This window comes from Methylotenera sp. G11 (assembly GCF_000799735.1).
In the GTDB taxonomy this organism is placed as follows: domain Bacteria; phylum Pseudomonadota; class Gammaproteobacteria; order Burkholderiales; family Methylophilaceae; genus Methylotenera.
Genome location: NZ_JUHH01000001.1, coordinates 316,947 through 335,120 on the forward strand (window position 1 = coordinate 316,947; position 18,174 = coordinate 335,120).

Annotated in this window: 17 protein-coding genes and 1 other RNA gene; 9 read left to right on the plus strand and 9 right to left on the minus strand. The window is 51.7% G+C overall.

Annotation, left to right across the window (positions count from 1 at the left end):
- Nucleotides 1-36: 36 nt before the first annotated feature.
- From GQ51_RS01510 to GQ51_RS01550, 9 genes are all read left to right on the plus strand, one after another.
- On the plus strand, nt 37-1,371 hold the full coding sequence (locus GQ51_RS01510) for an adenylosuccinate synthase (RefSeq protein WP_047548929.1): 1,335 nt from the start codon (nt 37-39) through the stop codon (nt 1,369-1,371).
- A 119-nt stretch (nt 1,372-1,490) separates the two neighbouring features.
- On the plus strand, nt 1,491-2,027 hold the full coding sequence (locus GQ51_RS01515) for a flavoprotein (RefSeq protein WP_047553529.1): 537 nt from the start codon (nt 1,491-1,493) through the stop codon (nt 2,025-2,027).
- Nucleotides 2,028-2,036: 9 nt separating this feature from the next.
- On the plus strand, nt 2,037-3,446 hold the full coding sequence (locus tag GQ51_RS01520; protein ID WP_047548932.1) for a DUF6513 domain-containing protein: 1,410 nt from the start codon (nt 2,037-2,039) through the stop codon (nt 3,444-3,446).
- A gap of 4 nt (nt 3,447-3,450) precedes the next feature.
- The gene (locus GQ51_RS01525) at nt 3,451-4,026 is read left to right on the plus strand and encodes a DUF447 domain-containing protein (protein ID WP_047548936.1); all 576 of its coding nucleotides are present in this window, start codon (nt 3,451-3,453) and stop codon (nt 4,024-4,026) included.
- Nucleotides 4,027-4,028: 2 nt separating this feature from the next.
- Nucleotides 4,029-4,730, plus strand: a complete 702-nt coding sequence (locus GQ51_RS01530) for a (5-formylfuran-3-yl)methyl phosphate synthase (RefSeq protein WP_047548939.1) — start codon at nt 4,029-4,031, stop codon at nt 4,728-4,730.
- A 123-nt stretch (nt 4,731-4,853) separates the two neighbouring features.
- Nucleotides 4,854-5,966 carry an outer membrane beta-barrel protein gene (locus tag GQ51_RS01535; protein ID WP_047548942.1) on the plus strand — a complete coding sequence of 371 codons (1,113 nt, stop codon included), beginning with the start codon at nt 4,854-4,856 and terminating at the stop codon, nt 5,964-5,966.
- 87 nt (nt 5,967-6,053) lie between these two features.
- A complete protein-coding gene (locus tag GQ51_RS01540; RefSeq protein WP_047553531.1) occupies nt 6,054-7,403 on the plus strand; it encodes a TRZ/ATZ family hydrolase in 1,350 nt (449 codons plus the stop codon).
- Nucleotides 7,370-8,095, plus strand: coding sequence for a bifunctional 2-polyprenyl-6-hydroxyphenol methylase/3-demethylubiquinol 3-O-methyltransferase UbiG (gene ubiG, locus GQ51_RS01545; RefSeq protein ID WP_047548945.1), 726 nt, complete (start codon nt 7,370-7,372; stop codon nt 8,093-8,095). Before GQ51_RS01540 ends, ubiG begins: the two co-directional genes overlap by 34 nt.
- Before the next feature lie 13 nt (nt 8,096-8,108).
- Nucleotides 8,109-8,756 carry an HAD family hydrolase gene (locus GQ51_RS01550; protein WP_047548948.1) on the plus strand — a complete coding sequence of 216 codons (648 nt, stop codon included), beginning with the start codon at nt 8,109-8,111 and terminating at the stop codon, nt 8,754-8,756.
- A 3-nt stretch (nt 8,757-8,759) separates the two neighbouring features.
- Here the strand turns inward: GQ51_RS01550 and recR are convergent, their stop codons facing one another.
- The 9 genes from recR to guaA all read right to left on the minus strand — a co-directional run bounded on the left by recR (nt 8,760) and on the right by guaA (nt 18,118).
- Nucleotides 8,760-9,356: a recombination mediator RecR gene (gene recR, locus GQ51_RS01555; protein WP_047548951.1), complete on the minus strand. Its 597-nt coding sequence runs from the start codon at nt 9,354-9,356 to the stop codon at nt 8,760-8,762.
- A 20-nt stretch (nt 9,357-9,376) separates the two neighbouring features.
- Nucleotides 9,377-9,685, minus strand: a complete 309-nt coding sequence (locus tag GQ51_RS01560) for a YbaB/EbfC family nucleoid-associated protein (protein ID WP_047548954.1) — start codon at nt 9,683-9,685, stop codon at nt 9,377-9,379.
- 51 nt (nt 9,686-9,736) lie between these two features.
- Complete coding sequence (dnaX, locus tag GQ51_RS01565; RefSeq protein WP_047548957.1) at nt 9,737-11,458, minus strand: DNA polymerase III subunit gamma/tau; 1,722 nt, start codon at nt 11,456-11,458, stop codon at nt 9,737-9,739.
- 91 nt (nt 11,459-11,549) lie between these two features.
- Nucleotides 11,550-11,646, minus strand: an RNA gene (gene ffs, locus GQ51_RS12205) — signal recognition particle sRNA small type.
- Nucleotides 11,647-11,721: 75 nt separating this feature from the next.
- Nucleotides 11,722-13,563: a DNA helicase RecQ gene (gene recQ, locus GQ51_RS01570; protein WP_047548960.1), complete on the minus strand. Its 1,842-nt coding sequence runs from the start codon at nt 13,561-13,563 to the stop codon at nt 11,722-11,724.
- Nucleotides 13,564-13,662: 99 nt separating this feature from the next.
- Nucleotides 13,663-15,258, minus strand: a complete 1,596-nt coding sequence (locus tag GQ51_RS01575; RefSeq protein ID WP_047548962.1) for an ABC-F family ATPase — start codon at nt 15,256-15,258, stop codon at nt 13,663-13,665.
- A gap of 134 nt (nt 15,259-15,392) precedes the next feature.
- A complete protein-coding gene (locus GQ51_RS01580; RefSeq protein WP_047548964.1) occupies nt 15,393-15,995 on the minus strand; it encodes a nitroreductase family protein in 603 nt (200 codons plus the stop codon).
- Nucleotides 15,992-16,498 (minus strand): GreA/GreB family elongation factor, encoded by a 507-nt coding sequence (locus GQ51_RS01585; protein WP_047548967.1) that lies wholly within the window; start codon nt 16,496-16,498, stop codon nt 15,992-15,994. The genes GQ51_RS01580 and GQ51_RS01585 overlap by 4 nt, the downstream gene beginning before the upstream one ends.
- Nucleotides 16,499-16,513: 15 nt before the next feature.
- A complete protein-coding gene (guaA, locus tag GQ51_RS01590; protein WP_047548970.1) occupies nt 16,514-18,118 on the minus strand; it encodes a glutamine-hydrolyzing GMP synthase in 1,605 nt (534 codons plus the stop codon).
- Between the last annotated feature and the right edge of the window lie 56 nt (nt 18,119-18,174).

The following is an 18,174-nucleotide window of genomic DNA, read 5'->3' on the forward strand; positions in this document are numbered from 1 at the left end:
ATTTGAATATTAACATTAAATTAAAAAGTCGACGTTATGGCAAATAAAGCAGCAAAAAATGTAGTCGTCATCGGTACCCAGTGGGGCGATGAAGGTAAAGGTAAAATCGTGGATTGGCTGACAGACCACGCGCAAGGTGTGGTGCGTTTTCAGGGTGGCCATAACGCGGGCCATACTTTAGTGGTGGGCCAGGGCGACGCACAGCGTGTTTACAAACTTAACCTCGTGCCATCAGGTATTGTCCGTGCCGGCGTTAACTGCTATATCGGCAATGGTGTCGTATTGGATGCAGGGCATTTGCTGAGCGAGATTGCAGCCCTGGAGAAAGATGGCCTGGAAGTGAAGAATCGCCTGAAGGTCAGCCCCGGCTGCCCACTCATCCTGAGCCATCATGTTGCTGTGGATGTGGCGCGTGAAGCCAAACGCAGTGCCGATAAAAAGATCGGCACCACCGGCAAGGGCATTGGCCCGACCTATGAAGACAAAGTTGCACGCCGTGCATTACGTGCCTATGACTTGTTTTACCCGGAGCGTTTTGCCGAAAAACTGCGTGAAGTGATGGATTATCACAACTTTGTGCTGACCAATTACCTGGGTGCCAAAGCCGTGGATTTCAATCAGCAATATGATGCCAGCATGCAGCATGCCATTGCCTTGAAGCCGATGATTGCAGATGTGTCCGCGGAGATCTATGCAGCCAATGCCAGAGGAGAGAACCTGCTGTTTGAGGGCGCACAGGGAACGTTGCTCGATATTGACCATGGTACATACCCTTATGTGACATCTAGCAACTGTATCGCGGGTCAAGCATCAGCAGGAACCGGTGTCGGTGCCAATATGCTGCATTATGTACTGGGCATTACCAAAGCCTACACGACACGCGTCGGCGGCGGACCTTTCCCGAGCGAGCTTGATATCGAGACTGCAGGTACGCCCGGTTACCAGATGTCTAACAAAGGCCAGGAAATCGGCACGGTGACCAAGCGTAAGCGCCGCTGTGGCTGGTTTGATGCGGCAGCGCTGCGCCGTTCAGCCATGATCAACGGCCTGACGGGTTTGTGTATCACCAAACTGGATGTACTGGATGGTATTGAGTCACTCAATATCTGCACAGGTTACGAGCTTGACGGCAGGAAAATCGATTTATTACCGGTAGGGGCTGATGACGTCGCCGGCTGCAAGCCAATCTATGAAACTTTGCCGGGCTGGACTGAGAGCACGTTCGGCGTTAAGACCTGGGATGGCCTGCCGAAAAATGCACAGAACTACCTCAAGCGTCTGGAAGCCGTATGCGGCGTGCCGATCGCGATTGTTTCTACGGGTCCGGAGCGCGACGAAACGATAGTTATTGAGCATCCTTTTGCAGCATAGTGCATGTTAAGCGTTTGCATGGGCTCGACGCATGCAAACGCCAGAACTGACAAGTATTAAGACTAATCAGTAAGTTTATAGCCAGCGATGCTGGTGTCGGTATGAAAGTTGGTGAACGAATGAATCAACGCCTGGCATGGGCCATTACTGGCTCTGGTCATTATCTGCGTGAGTCACTTGCAATATTGCAGACATTGAAAAATGTTGACGTTTTTTTAAGCAAAGCCGCAGCGGAAATTATTCAGCAATACGGGTTTCAGGAACAGCTGATCAATACCGGCCACCGTGTCTATCAGGATAAAACCGCGAGCAGCGTGCCGGTAGAGCTGTTTTATGAGGGCAAATACCATACGCTGGTGATTGCGCCCGCCACATCGAATACGATTGCCAAGATGGCTTACGGATTTTCTGATAGCCTGGTCACCAATCTTTACGCGCAGGCCGGCAAGACCCGGGTGCCCAGTATCGTGTTCGCATGCGATACCGCACCCGAGCTGGAGTCTGAAGCGCCGCGTGAGAACGTGGTGAAGGTATATCCGCGCGGTATTGACCTGGAAAATGTCAGCAAGCTCAGTAGGTTCGAAGTGACTACGGTCGTCGCAGATATGCAAAGCCTGTCCCAGGCTGTTCAGGACAGGTTGAAAACACTGGCATAGTGCCCGCTCATGACCCAGAATCTCCTTTTTCTGACCGGCAAGCTTGCGGAAAAAAGCCTCAATAAGGTTTTAAGCGAGGTACAGAGTAATCCGAAAACTCCTCCGTTCAAATATCGTATTCTACAGATCGGCGTATCGGTTGCAGCATTAATGACTTCGGATCTGATCGGGCGCAGGCTTAAAGAAACCGGTGATGCTGACAAGGTGATCGTTCCCGGTTTATGCCAGGGCGACCTTTCCAGGCTGGAGGCGCAATATGGGATACCGGTAGAGCGTGGCCCCAATGACCTGAAAGACTTGCCGCAGTATTTCGGCCACGCCGGCGTCGCACCCGACCTGAGCCGTTACAGCGTAGATATTTTTGCTGAAATCGTTGACGCACCTTACCTGAGCATTGAGGGGATTATCCTCAAAGCGAAGCACTTTCAGGCACAAGGCGCCAATGTGATTGATATTGGCTGCTTGCCCAGCGTGCCTTTCCCGCATCTGGCGGATACGGTCAAGGCGCTGAAGGCAGCTGGGTTCAAGGTTAGCGTGGATTCCCTGAATACCGATGATCTGCTCGTTGCCGGCCGCGCCGGCGCAGACTATCTGCTGAGTCTTACCGAAGAAACGCTGTGGATCGCTGGCGAAGTGGCTGCTACGCCAGTGCTGATCCCGGCAAAACCGCATAGCCTGCCATCGCTGTATCGTGCGATTGATGCCTGTCTCCGGGCCGGAAAACCTTTTATCGCGGATGCGATCCTGGATCCTATCCATTTCGGCTTGACCGATTCTATTGTGCGTTACCAGAAGCTGCGTAAGAAATATCCCGATATTCAGGTCATGATGGGCATCGGTAATTTGACTGAGCTTACCGATGCGGACACAACCGGGATTAATGCCATGCTGTTCGGCATGATCAGCGAACTGAACATCAATGCCGTGCTCGCAACCTCGGTGAGCCCGCATGCGGTCAATGCGATTGCAGAAGCCGACATTGCCAGGCGCACGATGTATGCGGCAAAGCAGGACGAAAGGCTGCCGCGCGGTTATACCAATGGCTTGCTGGGTTTGCATGACAGGCGGCCATTTACCTATAGCGAAGATGAAATCAAAGAGATTGCGGCGCAGATTAAAGACCCCAGTTTCCGTATCCAGGTGAGTGAAAGCGGCATGCATGTTTATAACCGCGACGGTATATTCGAGCACACCGACCCGTTCGCGCTGTATCCACACCTTAAAGTCGATGATGATGCTTCGCACGCCTTTTATCTTGGGGTGGAGCTGGCGCGTGCGCAGATTGCATGGCAACTGAAAAAACGCTATGTCCAGGATCAGGAACTTGATTGGGGCGTTGCCAGCGAGGTGCAGAACAAGGTTGCCAAAACTGCCCACCGTGAAGCGTCTTTGAAAGAAAAGCGTGATAAAAACAGGTAATGAAATGATATACGAAACGATAGTAACCACTGTGAACCCGCAAGGTGCCGCGCATACAACGCCATTTGGCATACGCATGCAGGATGGACTGGTGGTCATTTCGCCTTATAAGCCATCAGCGACATTGGAGAATATATTATCGACAGGGCATGCCGTACTGAGTTTGACGGACGATGTGCGTGTGTTTGCCGGTGCCTTGACCGGGCGCAAGCCATGGAACCTTATCTCAGCAGTAAAGGTGCATGGATTTCGCCTGGCGGATACCCTGGCCCATAAGGAATTGAAACTGATCAAAGTTGAAGATGACCCGCTCAGGCCGCAGCTGTTCCTGGAAGTGGTGTACGAGGCGCAGCATGCTGCTTTTCAGGGCTTCAACCGCGCGCAGGCCGCTGTTATTGAATTGGCGGTGCTGGTCAGCAGGCTGAAAAGGCTGCCGATGGAGAAAATCCAGCAGGAAATGGATTACCTGCGTATCGCAATAGATAAGACAGCCGGGGAACGTGAGCTGGAGGCGTGGTCATGGCTGACTGAGGCCGTCAGTAATCACCAGGCTGTCTTAAATAATGAGAATCTGGCCTGAATATGCCGCAGCTTTTAATCAGTGTTACCTCTTTGCAAGAGGCGCAGATGGCATTGCAGTGCGGTGCCGATATTATTGATCTGAAAGATCCGGTTCAGGGCGCCCTCGGCGCACTGCCGTTGGAAGTCGTCACGGAGGTTGTGGCTTTTATCCATGCAAAAGGCCCTTCTGCAAGAAGGCTGACCAGTGCCACGGTGGGTGATCTGCCGATGCAGCCGGAGTTGCTGCGAGAGCGGGTTCTGGCATTGCTGCAGACTAAAGCGGACATTATTAAAATCGGTTTTTTTGCTGACTTGAGCGCCGGTTTGGCCGATTATCAGCCATGCATCGATGCATTGATGCCGATTGCCCGCAGCGGTGCCAAGCTGGTTGCCGTATTGTTTGCTGAATACGAGTACCCGTCAACGGTAATATCTGCAATCGGGAATGCCGGTTTTTATGGCGTAATGCTGGATACCGCTGAAAAAAACGGCAACACTTTTCTGGATTATTTTTCTGTCGATGAAATTAAAGCTTTTGCTGAGCGTGTGCAGGCTCAGGGTTTGCTATTCGGTCTGGCCGGTTCGCTTAACTTGCAGCATGTGGCAAGCGCCAGCGAAATAGCGCCGGATTATATAGGTTTCAGGGGCGGCGTCTGCATGGAACACCAGCGCAAGTCAGCACTTGATTCCGGTAAAATCAGGGCGATTCGCAGAATCATGTAGATATGTTGTGAAAATGCAACAATGCTTGGTTTTCTGTCGTGTTTATATGGGTTTTCGCATTGCGTTAGCTCGTATCTGTGCGTATTATTCGAGTGTGGAGTTATCTTTAACCAGGAGTAAATAATGAAAAAAAATATGATCAATATCGCAGTAGCGGCCTCATTGGGCTTGGCTGCCTTCGCAGCAAGCGCTGAAGATATGTATCGTGGTGCTTGGTATGCATTGCCAGGTCTTAGCTATATGGACACAGATAGCGATTTAGAAGCTAACAACGGTGGCGGTGGCTTCCTGAAATTAGGTAAAGAGTTGTCTGAGCATTGGGACATCCAGGCTGGTTTGGGTTACAACCGTGCCAGCGAAGACAGCAACATTGCAAACGTAGGCGGCCGTTATAAACAAACGACATTAAGTGCAGATGCGCTTTATATGTTCAGCCGCGATAAATTCCGTCCATTCCTGCTGGCTGGTTTGGGTGTTGCACGCAACAACGTTGATTACAGCCATCCTACAGCTGATGTAAGCGATTCAAACACATCATGGCTGGCAAACGTCGGTGTGGGTGCACAATACCTGTTCAGTGACAATTTCGGCTTGCAAGCTGATTTGCGTCACCAATGGACACGTGCAGACGTGATCAATACCAGCAATATTTTTGCAGGCAATTCACGCGAAACAATCGGTAACACATTGTTAAGCATCGGCGGTATTTTCCGTTTCGGTACACCAGCTCCGGTTGTTGCTGTTGCTGAACCAGCACCGGCTCCAGCTCCTGTCGCTGCACCGGAACCGGCACCGGCTCCAGAACCAGCTCCAGTGGCTGCTCCAGAACCATGCCAGCCAAAATTTGAAACGATCACTTTACAGGCTGAAAGATTGTTTGGTTTTGACAAGTTCAAACTGAACGGCGATGCAGTATCTGAAGTGGATGAAGCGATTGCAACATTGAAAGCTCACCCAGAGTTTGACGTAGTTGTAGTGACAGGCCATACAGACCGTATCGGTTCAGAGCAATACAACCAGAAACTTTCAGAAAAACGTGCTGAAGTGATTAAACAACACCTCGTATCACATGGTATCGAAGCTAGCCGTATCCGCGCAGTTGGTAAAGGTGAATCACAACCTTTAGTTGCTTGTGACGGCGTCAAAGGCAAGAAAGCATTGGTTGAGTGCCTGGCACCTAACCGTCGCGTAGTGATTAGCGGTGAAAGACAGCACGCATTGAATGAGTGCAAGTAATACAATCTGATACTTAAATTTAATAATTTAAGTTTTTAGTAAAAAGCCTCGCAATTGCGGGGCTTTTTTATTGGTAAAATGGGTGCCATGAATTTAAAACACTTAAATCTGGCGCCAGCCGAGGTGGATCATATTATTGAGGCCCGCTGGCTGGCAACGGTTGTTAAAGATGTACCGTTTCTGGAGCACTACTCGGTGATGGTGCGGAATGACACTATCATCGACCTGTTACCTACGGAGCAGGCCAGGGCGCAGTATACAAGTGCTGACAGGGTGAGCCTGGATGGGCATATCCTGATGCCAGGATTAATCAACCTGCATACGCATGCGGCAATGAATCTGATGCGCGGTATCGCAGATGACCTGCCTTTGATGCAGTGGCTTAATCAGCATATCTGGCCTGCTGAGCGGGCTGTGGTCTCGTATGATTATGTGAAGGATGCCTCGCTGCATGCATGTGCCGAGATGTTAAGCGGCGGCACTACTTGTTTTAATGATATGTATTTTTTCCCGCAGGCGACGGCTGCCGCTGTGAACCAGTCCGGCATGCGTGCAAACCTGGGCTTGCTGGTATCGGAATTTGCAAACAGTTACGCCACAGATGCCGATGACTGCCTGCAAAAAGGCTTCGAAGCGCATGATAGTTGGCGCGGCAACCTCATGATTTCGTCATCGATGGCGCCTCATGCCCCGTACACGGTATCCAACCGCTCGTTTGAAAAAATCATTACCTATGCAGAGCAGTTAAGCATAGGCATTCACACGCACTTACACGAAACGCGTGATGAGATCAGCCAGAGTGAAACTGAGTTTGGAGCAAGGCCAATCCGGAGACTGGCTGCGCTCGGTTTACTGGGACCTAATTTCACGGCTGCGCATGGGGTACATTTGCTGCCGTCCGAAATTGACATGCTGCGTGAGCATGGTTGTCACATTGCCCATTGCCCAAGTTCCAACCTGAAATTAGGCAGTGGCATCGCTCCTGTGTCTTTGTTGCTGAAAAACAACGTGAATGTTGGGATCGGCACTGATGGTGCCGCCAGCAATAACAGGCTTGATATGTTTGCAGAGATGCGGCTTGCTGCGCTGCTGGCAAAAGGTGCCAGCGAAGACCCAGCTTCGCTGCCTGCGCATCAGGCGCTGGAGATGGCAACGGTCAATGCCGCTAAAGCGTTAGGGCTGGATGACAGAATCGGCACGATTGAAGTCGGTAAACAGGCTGACCTTGTTGCAGTAAAGTTAGACGAGCTCACTATATCCCCATGTTACGACCCGGTTTCACATCTGGTTTATACCTGTGGCCGTGAACATGTAACCCATACATGGGTTGCTGGAGAACTGCGTTACAGCAATGGCCTCTATGCCAATATAGAACCATTGGAGTTAAAGGAAATTATTAAAAAATGGCAACCGAAACTAAAACAGCACAAACAGTGAACGCCGATGAAATCGAATTGAAAAAATTCGGTGAGCTGGCACACAAATGGTGGGATAAGAACAGTGAATTCAAGCCGCTGCATGAGATCAATCCATTGCGTCTGGCTTATATTGACAGCATGGCAGGCCTGGAAAACAAGCGAGTGCTTGATGTCGGCTGCGGTGGCGGCATTCTGTCCGAATCCATGTTTTTCAAAGGCGCTGATGTGACTGGCATTGACCTGGGAGAAAAGGCGCTTAATGTTGCCAGGCTGCATCAGTATGAAAGCGGTTCAAAGGTTGATTACCGACTGGTGTCGGTTGAGCAGCTGGCCGATGAGCAGCCTGCCAGTTTTGATGTGGTGACCTGTATGGAAATGCTGGAACATGTACCTGATCCGGAAGCTATCGTGAGGGCTTGTGCCAGGTTGGTGAAACCTGGAGGCGCAGTGTTTTTCTCCACCATCAACAGGTCGCCCAAGGCTTATCTGTTTGCGGTGATCGGTGCTGAATACGTACTGAACATGCTGCCAAAAGGCACGCACGATTATGCCAAGTTCATCAAGCCATCTGAGTTATCAACCTGGGCCAGAAATGCAGGACTGGATGTTTCCGGCTTGCGCGGCATGAGTTATAACCCGATCACCCAGCATTATTCCCTAGGGCATGATGTCTCTGTAAACTACCTGATGCATACTCACCTTAGTGAATAATAGTGGCTTTAAAATGATTCTATTTGATTTAGACGGCACCCTGGTTGATACCGCCCATGATCTGGCTTATGCGCTGAATTTGCAGCGCGAACGGCATGGAATGGCTGTTTTGCCTTTGGATGTCATTCGCCCTTATGCTTCACATGGCTCTAAAGGCTTGTTGTCCATAGGTTTTGACCTGACGCCCGAAGATGCGCGTTTTGATGTGATGCGCGAAGAGTACCTGGCGTTGTATGACCAGGTGCTGACGCGCAAGCCAGTCCTGTTTCCAGGGGTGGCGGAGCTACTGGCGGCGCTGGATGAGGAAAACATGCCATGGGGGGTCGTGACCAATAAGCCGCGACGTTTCACACAGCCTTTGCTGCAAAATATCGGTTTGCTGGAACGTGCTGCCTGTGTCGTGAGCGGTGATGATGCGTCACGCCCCAAACCGCATCCTGATACCTTGTTTCTTGCCTGCGAACAGGCTGGTATCAATCCGCATCGTTGCTGGTATGTCGGTGATGCTGAACGCGATATCCAGGCGGGCAGGGCCGCTGGTATGAAGACAGTGGTGGCGCTATATGGTTATCTGGGTACTGACGATCGTCCGGACGAGTGGGGCGCAGATGTTTCCGTGAATGCCCCCCTGGAGTTGCTGCGGCTCATCAACGGCAAGTAGCCCCTATACGCTGCGCCGCTCAAGCATTGCCTGGGCAAGCGTGCCGGTATCGACATACTCGATTTCGCCGCCCATCGGCATGCCGCGGGCGATACGGCTTACTTTGATGCCGCGCGCGCGCAGCAGTTCACTGACGTAATGTGCGGTGGCGTCGCCTTCCACCGTGTAATTGGTGGCGAGTATCACTTCCTGCACAACACCGTCCTGTGCACGTTTAAGCAGTTTGTCTAAATGAATTTCCTTAGGGCCGACGCCATCAAGCGGTGACAGGCGCCCCATCAGCACAAAATACATGCCGGAATAGGCGCGCGTATTTTCAAGCATCATCAGGTCTGTCGGCATTTCTACGACACACAGCACGCTATTGTCGCGTTGTGCCGACTCGCATAACGGGCATACCGGCTGTTCGCTGAAAGTGTTGCAGAGACGGCAGTGGTCAACCACCTGCAATGCGTTATCCAGGGCCAGTGCCAGGCCGCTGGCACCTTTCCTGTCGCGCTGCAGCAGGTAGTAGGCCATGCGCTGCGCCGATTTCGGGCCCACGCCCGGCAGGCAGCGCAGGCTTTCGATTAACTGTTCAAGCGCGGGCGGGTTTTTCATCGTGATGCGTCAATCCAGGATCAGAAAGGCAGTTTCATTCCTGCCGGCATGTAGCTGGACAGGCGTGCTGAAGAAGTTGCCTCTGCTTTTGCCGTGGCATCCTTTAACGCAATGACCAGCAAGTCTTCGAGCGTTTCTTTATCGTCCATGACGCTGTCATCCAGTGTCACGCGCTTTACTTCGTTTTTACAGGTCATCAGCACCTTTACCAGGCCGTTGGCTGCAATGCCTTCAACCTCAATATTGGCCAGTTCTTCCTGGGCCTTCTGCATATTTGCCTGCATTTGCTGGGCTTGCTTCATTAAATTGCCCATGCCGCCTTTCATCATGTGTCTCTCCTTCAAAAAATATCGATATTAAAGAACTTAAATGCTTACCCGTCAGATGGGCTTGATTGAATTGGGGATAATCGTTGCGCCAAAATCATTGATGAGTGCCTGCACGAAACCGTCTTCCTCAATCGCTGTTTCGGCATTGGCCTGTGCCTGCGCCTTTTCCTGGGAAATCTGCTTGGCCGGCGTGTTGCCTGTGCCGCCGATGCTGAACTGGAGCTTGATCTTTTTGCCAAAATACTGCGTAATCGCAGCACCCAGTTTTTCCTGGTAGTTCGGGGATAGCAGGTGTTTTTGCGCTTCCGGTACACTTAGTGAAATACTGCTGTCATCATAAGCGACCAGTTCACAGTGTTTTGCCAGTTCGCGCGCAAGGCCGAGTTTCAATTCATCCACCAGGCCGCGCCAGTTACCGTTGAAGTCACTGCTGCCTTGTTCATCAACGTATTCTGATGGTGCGTTAATCTCAGCAACCTCAGCTTGAATCTGCATCTCTGCGGGCGGTGGCTGAACAGGGGGTTCAACCGTAATGGCTTGTTGTCCGGCTGGTTCAGCTGCGGCAGCGGTTGCTACCGGCCTGGCCGCCGGCTTGCTTGTCTGGCTGTCAGCCTTGATGGCTGCAGTGGCGCGTTGCGCTGCAAGGGCCGCTGGTGCTGGCTTGACGGTATTGGCTGTGCTGCTGGTTTCGTTGGGGGTGAATGCCAGCATGCGCAGCAGACTCATGGTGAAGCCTGCGTATTCGTCTGGTGCGAGGCTTATGTCACGGCGCCCCAGCAATGCAATCTGATAGTAAAGCTGCAAAGTTTCAGCGGATATTCTCTGTGCCAGTGACAGTAAAACCTCGCGTTCAGGCAAGTCATCCGCCACGCTTTCAGGCACAGTCTGTGCAATTGCCACCTGATGCAGCAGCTGCGCAAAGTCATTGAGTGCCGCTTCAAATGAAATACTGCGTTCTTCCATCAGCTTGGCCTGGCTGATGATACTGCTGCCATCACCGGCAAGCAGCGCGTCTAATAATCGGTACAGATAGCTTTGATCGATAGCGCCCAGCATGGCGCGGACTTCGGTTTCATTGACTGCCTGGCCGCCGTAGGCAATGGCCTGGTCAGTCAGTGACAGCGCATCGCGCATGCTGCCGGCGGCGGCACGTGAAATCAGGTGTAGCGCGGTTGGCTCAAATGGAATGTTTTCCTGGCTGAGGATGTTCTGTAAATGGCCAATGATAGAAGTGCCGGCCATCTGGCGCAGATTGAATTGCAGGCAGCGCGACAGCACTGTCACAGGCACTTTTTGCGGGTCAGTGGTGGCCAGTATGAATTTAACGTGCGCTGGCGGTTCTTCGAGTGTCTTTAACATCGCGTTAAAAGCACTTTTGGATAACATGTGTACTTCGTCGATGATATACACCTTGAAGCGGCCGGCAGTCGGGGCATATTGAGCGTTATCGAGCAGGTCGCGCATCGCGTCGACTTGTGTGTTGCTGGCCGCATCCACTTCGATCAGGTCAACAAAACGGCCCTTGTCGATTTCTGTACAGGCGTTGCAAACGCCGCAGGGCCTGGCGGTAACGCCGGTTTCGCAGTTGAGAGATTTAGCCAGAATACGTGCCAGGGTGGTTTTGCCGACGCCGCGCGTCCCGGTAAACAGGTAGGCATGATGCAGGCGATTCTGCTCGAGGGCATTGGTGAGCGCGCGCACTACATGGTCTTGCCCGACCAGTGTTTCAAAGGATTTTGGGCGCCATTTACGCGCCAGGACTTGATATGACATAGCCTAAACTTTAGCTGAAAAACATCTTTCCGTCTGTAAGTTTGGTGTATTTTTTTGTGATTTATGCTTTTAAAATGCAAGCAGAAAAAGAAGTGGCGAGCCTTTACCCCGGCACTTGCTCAATAGTTGTGGCTGCTTGCTTCCGCACCTGACCAGATTGGCTACTTCACAATGCGGGGGGGCCCGCCGGACGTAATTTTACAACACTTTACCAAGTTCACGGTAATCTAAAATCGGATATTTTTATTAAGACTTGTGTTTATCTACCCGGCGCCATTGGCAAAATCTTCCAGCACCTGTAAAAAGTCGTCGCCATAGCGCGTGAGCTTGGCCTGGCCTATACCGCTGATATTACCCATATCCGTCAGGCTGCCGGGCTTCTGGTTAAGGATTTCCAATAAAGTGCTGTCATGAAATATGACATAAGGCGGTACACCTTGTTCTTTTGCAAGTTCAGTGCGTTTGGCTTTGAGTGCGTGCCATAGCGGGTCTTCATTGGCTTCGGCATAGCCTTCTTTCACGCGGGCGCCGCGCTCGGCTTTGCTGGATCTGCGTTTACTTGTGTCTTCGTCGCGGCGCAGCCAGACTTCTACTTCATTGCGTAACACTGGACGACTTGCTTCTGTGAGTTTGATGCCGCCATAAGCTTCAATGTCGGTTTGCAGAAAGCCGCCGCTCACCAGCTGGCGAAATACACTGCTCCATTGCTGTTGTGACAATGCTTTGCCTATGCCGAAAGTGCTTAGCTGATGATGCTGGAACTGCTCGACGCGACTGTTTTGTCTGCCAAGTAACACATCAATCAGGTGTACAACCCCAAAGCGCTGACCCGTGCGGTAAACACATGACAGCGCCATTTGTGCTGCCTGAGTGGCATTCCAGGTGTCAACCGGTTCCAGGCAATTATCGCATTGCCGGCAGTTGCCATCGTGCTGCTCGCCAAAATAGCGCAATATGGTCTGGTGACGGCAACCGGTCGATTCGCAGAAGCCGAGCAGGGCGTCCAGTTTTTTCCTTTCAACCTGTTTGCGTTCTTCGGGTGCATCGCTGGAATCCAGCATCTGGCGCATGCTGACGACATCGCCCAGGCCATAGGTCATCCACGCATTGGCAGGCAGCCCATCCCGTCCGGCACGTCCGGTTTCCTGGTAGTAGCTTTCCATGCTTTTAGGTAAATCCAGGTGCGCTACAAAGCGTACATTCGGTTTATCAATGCCCATGCCGAAGGCGATGGTCGCCACCATGATAATGCCTTCTTCACGCAGAAATCTGTGCTGGTTGGTGTTGCGGATGCTGGCATCCAGGCCGGCATGGTAGGGTAGTGCATTCCAGCCGCGAGATTGCAGCCATTCGGCAGTTTCTTCCACTTTACGGCGTGACAGGCAATACACGATACCAGCATCGTTCGGATGCTCTGCTTCCAGGAATGCTTCCAGCTGCTGGCGAGCGTTGTTTTTCTGTGTGATGCGATAGCGGATATTGGGACGGTCAAAGCTGGAAACAAACTGGTGCGCCTGTTCCAGATTGAGTCTTTCCACAATCTCGGCACGTGTCGGTGCATCGGCTGTTGCCGTTAAGGCAATACGCGGCACCTTGGGGAATCTTTCGTGCAGCGCCGTGAGCTTGCGATATTCGGGGCGGAAATCATGCCCCCATTGCGATACGCAGTGTGCCTCATCAATGGCAAACAAGGCAATGCCCACGCGCTGGTCTAGCTGTTCCAGCAAATATGAGAAATTGCCTGTCAACAAACGCTCCGGCGCGACATAGAGGATTTTTAATTCGCCTTGCAGCAGACGGTCAGTAATCGTATTGGCCTGTTGTGCATCCAGACTGGAATTCAGAAACGCCGCGGCTATACCCAGTTGCTGCAACGTGTCTACCTGGTCTTGCATCAGCGCTATGAGCGGTGAAACAATAATCGCCACACCATCGCGCAGCAGTGCGGGTAACTGGTAACACAAAGATTTTCCGCCGCCGGTAGGCATCAGCACCAGCGCATCGCCACCTGCGACGATGTGTTCAACCACGGCTTGCTGTTCGCCGCGGAAAGCGCTGTAACCGAATACTTCTTGCAGGCAATGCCGGGCGGACGAGTAAGACATAGATGCGTAATGTTCCGCTAATTGTGGTGTGAAAATGTTAGTAAGGCACCATGGTTTCCATGGTGCCTTACTGGAAAGTCTAAAGATGCCAGCTTAAGGTTATTCCACACCTTGGCTGAGCAGGTAGTCTTCATAGTTGCCGGTAAAGTCTACAATGCCATCTGCTTTGATTTCCAGAATACGCGTAGCGATCGAGCTTACAAATTCACGGTCATGGCTGACAAAGAACAAGGTGCCCTTGTATTTGTCCAGGGCGGTATTCAATGCTTCGATAGATTCCATGTCCATATGGTTGGTCGGCTCATCCATCAGCAATACGTTGGTGTGCGCCAGCATCAGTTTGCCATACAGCATGCGGCCTTTCTCTCCACCTGACAGTACCTTGACCGACTTTTTGGTGTCTTCGCCCGAGAACAGCAAACGGCCCAGCATGCTGCGCACCGTCTGGTCATCATCACCTTGCTGCGTGAATTTTGACATCCATTCAAACAAATCTTCGCCTTGCTCAAATTCGTATTCGTGGTCTTGTGCAAAATAGCCGATTTTCGCTTTTTCAGCCCATTTCACTTCACCGTGCTTGGGTTGCAGGTCACCGGCCAGGCAACGCAGGAATGTGGTTTTACCGATACCGTTTTCACCGATGATCGCCACTTTTTCACCGGCTTCAAACATCATGTCGACGTCGTTGAATAGCAGATGGTCAAAGCCATGGCTGAGTTTTTTCAGTTCAACTGCATTGCGGTGCAGTTTTTCGCGGTCATCATATTCAAAGCGGATAAACGGATACTGACGTGAAGACGGCTTGAATTCTTCGATCTTGATTTTATCGATTTGCTTGGCGCGGCTGGTTGCTTGCTTGGCTTTTGACGCATTAGCTGAGAAGCGGCGCACAAAGTCTTGCAAATCAGCAATTTGCTGCTTGGCTTTAGCGTTGTCTTTAGCCTGCTGCGCGCGCGCCGCAGTGCTGGCTTCCATGTAATCGTCATAGTTGCCTGGGTAAACCGCCAGCTTGCCGTAGTCCATATCGCAGGTATGGGTGCAGACCTGGTTCAGGAAGTGTCGGTCATGCGAAATGATGATCATGGTGCAGTTGCGGTTATTCAGCACATCTTCCAGCCAGCGAATGGTGTTGATGTCCAGGTTGTTGGTCGGCTCATCCAGCAGCAGGATATCCGGGTTGGCAAACAGCGCCTGCACCAGCAATACACGCAGTTTCCAGCCTGGTGCAACCGCACTCATCGGGCCATTGTGCTGTTCGATCGGTATGCCTACGCCTAACAGCAGCTCGCCGGCGCGTGCTTCAGCGGTATAGCCATCAAATTCTGCAAATACGGCTTCCAGCTCCGCTGCACGCATGTAGTCGTCTTCGGTGGCTTCCATGTTTGCGTAGATCGCATTTTTCTCTACGTTTGCGTTCCACATCTGTTCGTGTCCCATCATGACTACGTCCAGCACGCGCTGGTCTTCGTAGGCAAACTGGTCTTGTCGCAAGAATGCCATGCGTTCATGGTTGTCGATTGAAATATTACCGGCAGTCGGTTCCAGTACCCCTGCGAGGATTTTCATGTAAGTGGATTTACCACAGCCGTTGGCACCTATCAGGCCATAACGGTTGTTATCGCCGAACTTGACTGAAATATTTTCAAACAGCGGCTTGGCGCCAAACTGCATGGTGATGTTATTACTGATTAACATGTATTACTTTCTTTAAAAATACTATATAGCCACAGATGAACACGGATAAACACAGATTAAAAACCAAATGCGTGAGAATCATTTATCTGTGTTCATCGGCGTTTATCGGCGGTTGAACAGACTTCTCGTTCTATTCAGAACTTGTTGTAAACCACAACTTCATCCATTTTTAGCTGGCCACCACGCGGCTGGGCTTCTTTTGCAGCCTTGCCTACAACAACAAACATCACAGGGGTGTGGTCGTCTGGCAGGTTTAACAGCTTGGCTACCGCGTCAAAGTCAAAGCCATCCATCGGGCAGGTGTCATAGCCCATTTCTTTGGCCGCCAGCATGATGGTCATGGCGGCCATGCCGCATGAGCGCATCGCTTCATCGCGCTGTACCAGTTCATTACCGGCATAATACTGGTCAATCGCTGATACCAGGTAATCCTTTACCGGTTTGGATGCGTTTTCCCAGTAACGCTCAGGTTGTTTTGCCCAAGCGTGCAAGTCCGCAGTGAGTACGACTAGTAGCGAGGCTTCTTCAACCTGTGCCTGGTCCCAGCTCACGGCGCGGATTTCCTTGCGCAGTGCCGGGTCGGTAACAACAACGAAACGCCAGTTCTGGATGTTGAATGCAGTAGGGGAAAGCATCGCTAATGACATCAGCCTGGCGATCTCATCTTCACTCATTTGGTGTTGCGGGTCATACGCCTTGACTGAGCGGCGTTCTAAAATGGCTTGGCTAACTTTCATGATTTGTAATGAATATCCAGAATTTCTAAATTAATATTGCCGGCAGGACGTTGCCAGTTAACGGTTTCGCCGACCTTGTGACCGATTAGCGATTTCGCCAGCGGGGAAACCCAGCTCACCTTGTTGATGGATGCATTGGCTTCGTCTTCACCCACGATATGGAATGTATGGCGGCTGCCTTCTTCATCTTCAACTTCAATGGTGGCGCCGAATAGCACCGTGTCGTGGTTTTGTGCCTTGGGGTCGACCAGGATGATCGAATCCAGGCGCGCACGCACGTAACGCAAATCGCGCTCGATCTCTGATACTTTGTCTTTTGCAAAAGTATCGTCATGCACATCTTTCAAGCTATTGAGCTGTGCGACCAGTGCTTCTTCCTGCGTTTGCAGCTCAAGTGCGCCGGTCGGCGTGACATAATTAGGGTGTTCGCTGATCGGGCGCTCTACAAGCTCTTCACCGCCTGCCTGTTCAAATCTTTCTTCATTTACAAATGCACGGCTCATAAACCAGTCCTTCCATTATTCCCATTCTATGGTCGCCGGCGGCTTGCCTGAAACGTCATAGACGACGCGGTTAATGCCGCGCACTTCGTTGATGATGCGGTTGGAAACGCGGCCTAGCAATGCGTAAGGTAACTCAGCCCAGTGGGCGGTCATAAAGTCGCTGGTAACCACAGCACGCAAGGCAACCACGTAGTCATAGGTGCGACCATCACCCATTACGCCTACTGATTTCACGGGCAGGAATACGGTAAATGCCTGGCTGGTCAGGTCGTACCAGGTTTTGCCGGTTTTTTCATCCACTGTATTGCGCAGCTCTTCAATGAAAATCGCATCGGCACGGCGTAACAGGTCGGCAAACTCTTTTTTCACTTCGCCTAAAATGCGCACGCCTAAGCCAGGGCCTGGGAATGGATGGCGATATACCATTTCTGCCGGCAGTCCTAGAGCCACGCCCAGCTCGCGCACTTCGTCCTTGAACAGGTCGCGCAATGGTTCCAGTAACTTCAGGCCTAATTGTTCCGGCAAGCCGCCCACATTGTGGTGGCTTTTGATGGTGACCGCTTTTTTGGATTTGGCGCCGCCCGATTCGATGACGTCCGGATAAATCGTGCCTTGTGCCAAAAAGGTTGCGCCCTTATGGCCGCTATCGCCAGCCTTGAGTTTTGCAGCTTCAGCCTTAAAGACTTCGACAAACTCGTTGCCGATAATTTTACGTTTGGCTTCCGGGTCGCTGACGCCAGCAAGCTTGCCCATGAATTGTGCTGTCGCATCGACATGAATCACTCTTGCATGCAAGCGGCCTGCAAACATTTCCATGACCATTTTGCCTTCGTCCAGGCGTAACAGGCCGTGGTCTACGAATACACAGGTGAGCTGGTCGCCAATCGCACGGTGGATCAATGCAGCGGCAACGCTGGAATCCACGCCGCCCGATAAGCCTAAAATGACCTCTTCATCACCCACTTGGCTGCGGATTTTTTCTACAGCCTCAGCAATGTGGTCTTTCATGATCCAGTCTGGTCTGGCGGCACAAATATCCAGTACAAAGCGGTTAAGCATGGCCTGGCCTTGCTTGGTATGCGTGACTTCCGGGTGAAATTGCACTGCGTAGAACTTGCGTGTTTCATCGGCCATTGCGGCAATCGGCGTGGTGTCATTGCTGGCGATCACTTTAAAGCCTGGCGGTAATTCCGTTACTTTGTCGCCATGGCTCATCCATACATCCAGCAAGCCGTGGCCTTCTGCATTGGTGCTGTCCTGAATATCTCGGAACAGGGCAGAGTGGCCTCTAGCGCGCACTGCGGCATAACCGAACTCGCGTTTATGGCCGGCTTCAACCTTACCGCCCAATTGCTGCGCCATGGTTTGCATGCCGTAGCAGATGCCCAATACCGGCACACCTAATTCAAATACGGCCTGCGGCGCTTTGTCTGTCTCTTCTTCATACACGCTGGCATGGCTACCGGAAAGGATGATGCCGTCAGCGCCAAAATTCCTTACAAAGTCGTCTGTTACTTCGCATGAGTGAATCTCACAGTAAACATGCGCTTCACGCACGCGGCGAGCGATAAGCTGGGTAACTTGTGAGCCAAAATCTAGGATGAGGATTTTTGAATGCATAGAATGTGTGCGATTGAGATGATTAAAATGAAAAGTGGGCGGTTAACATAACCGCC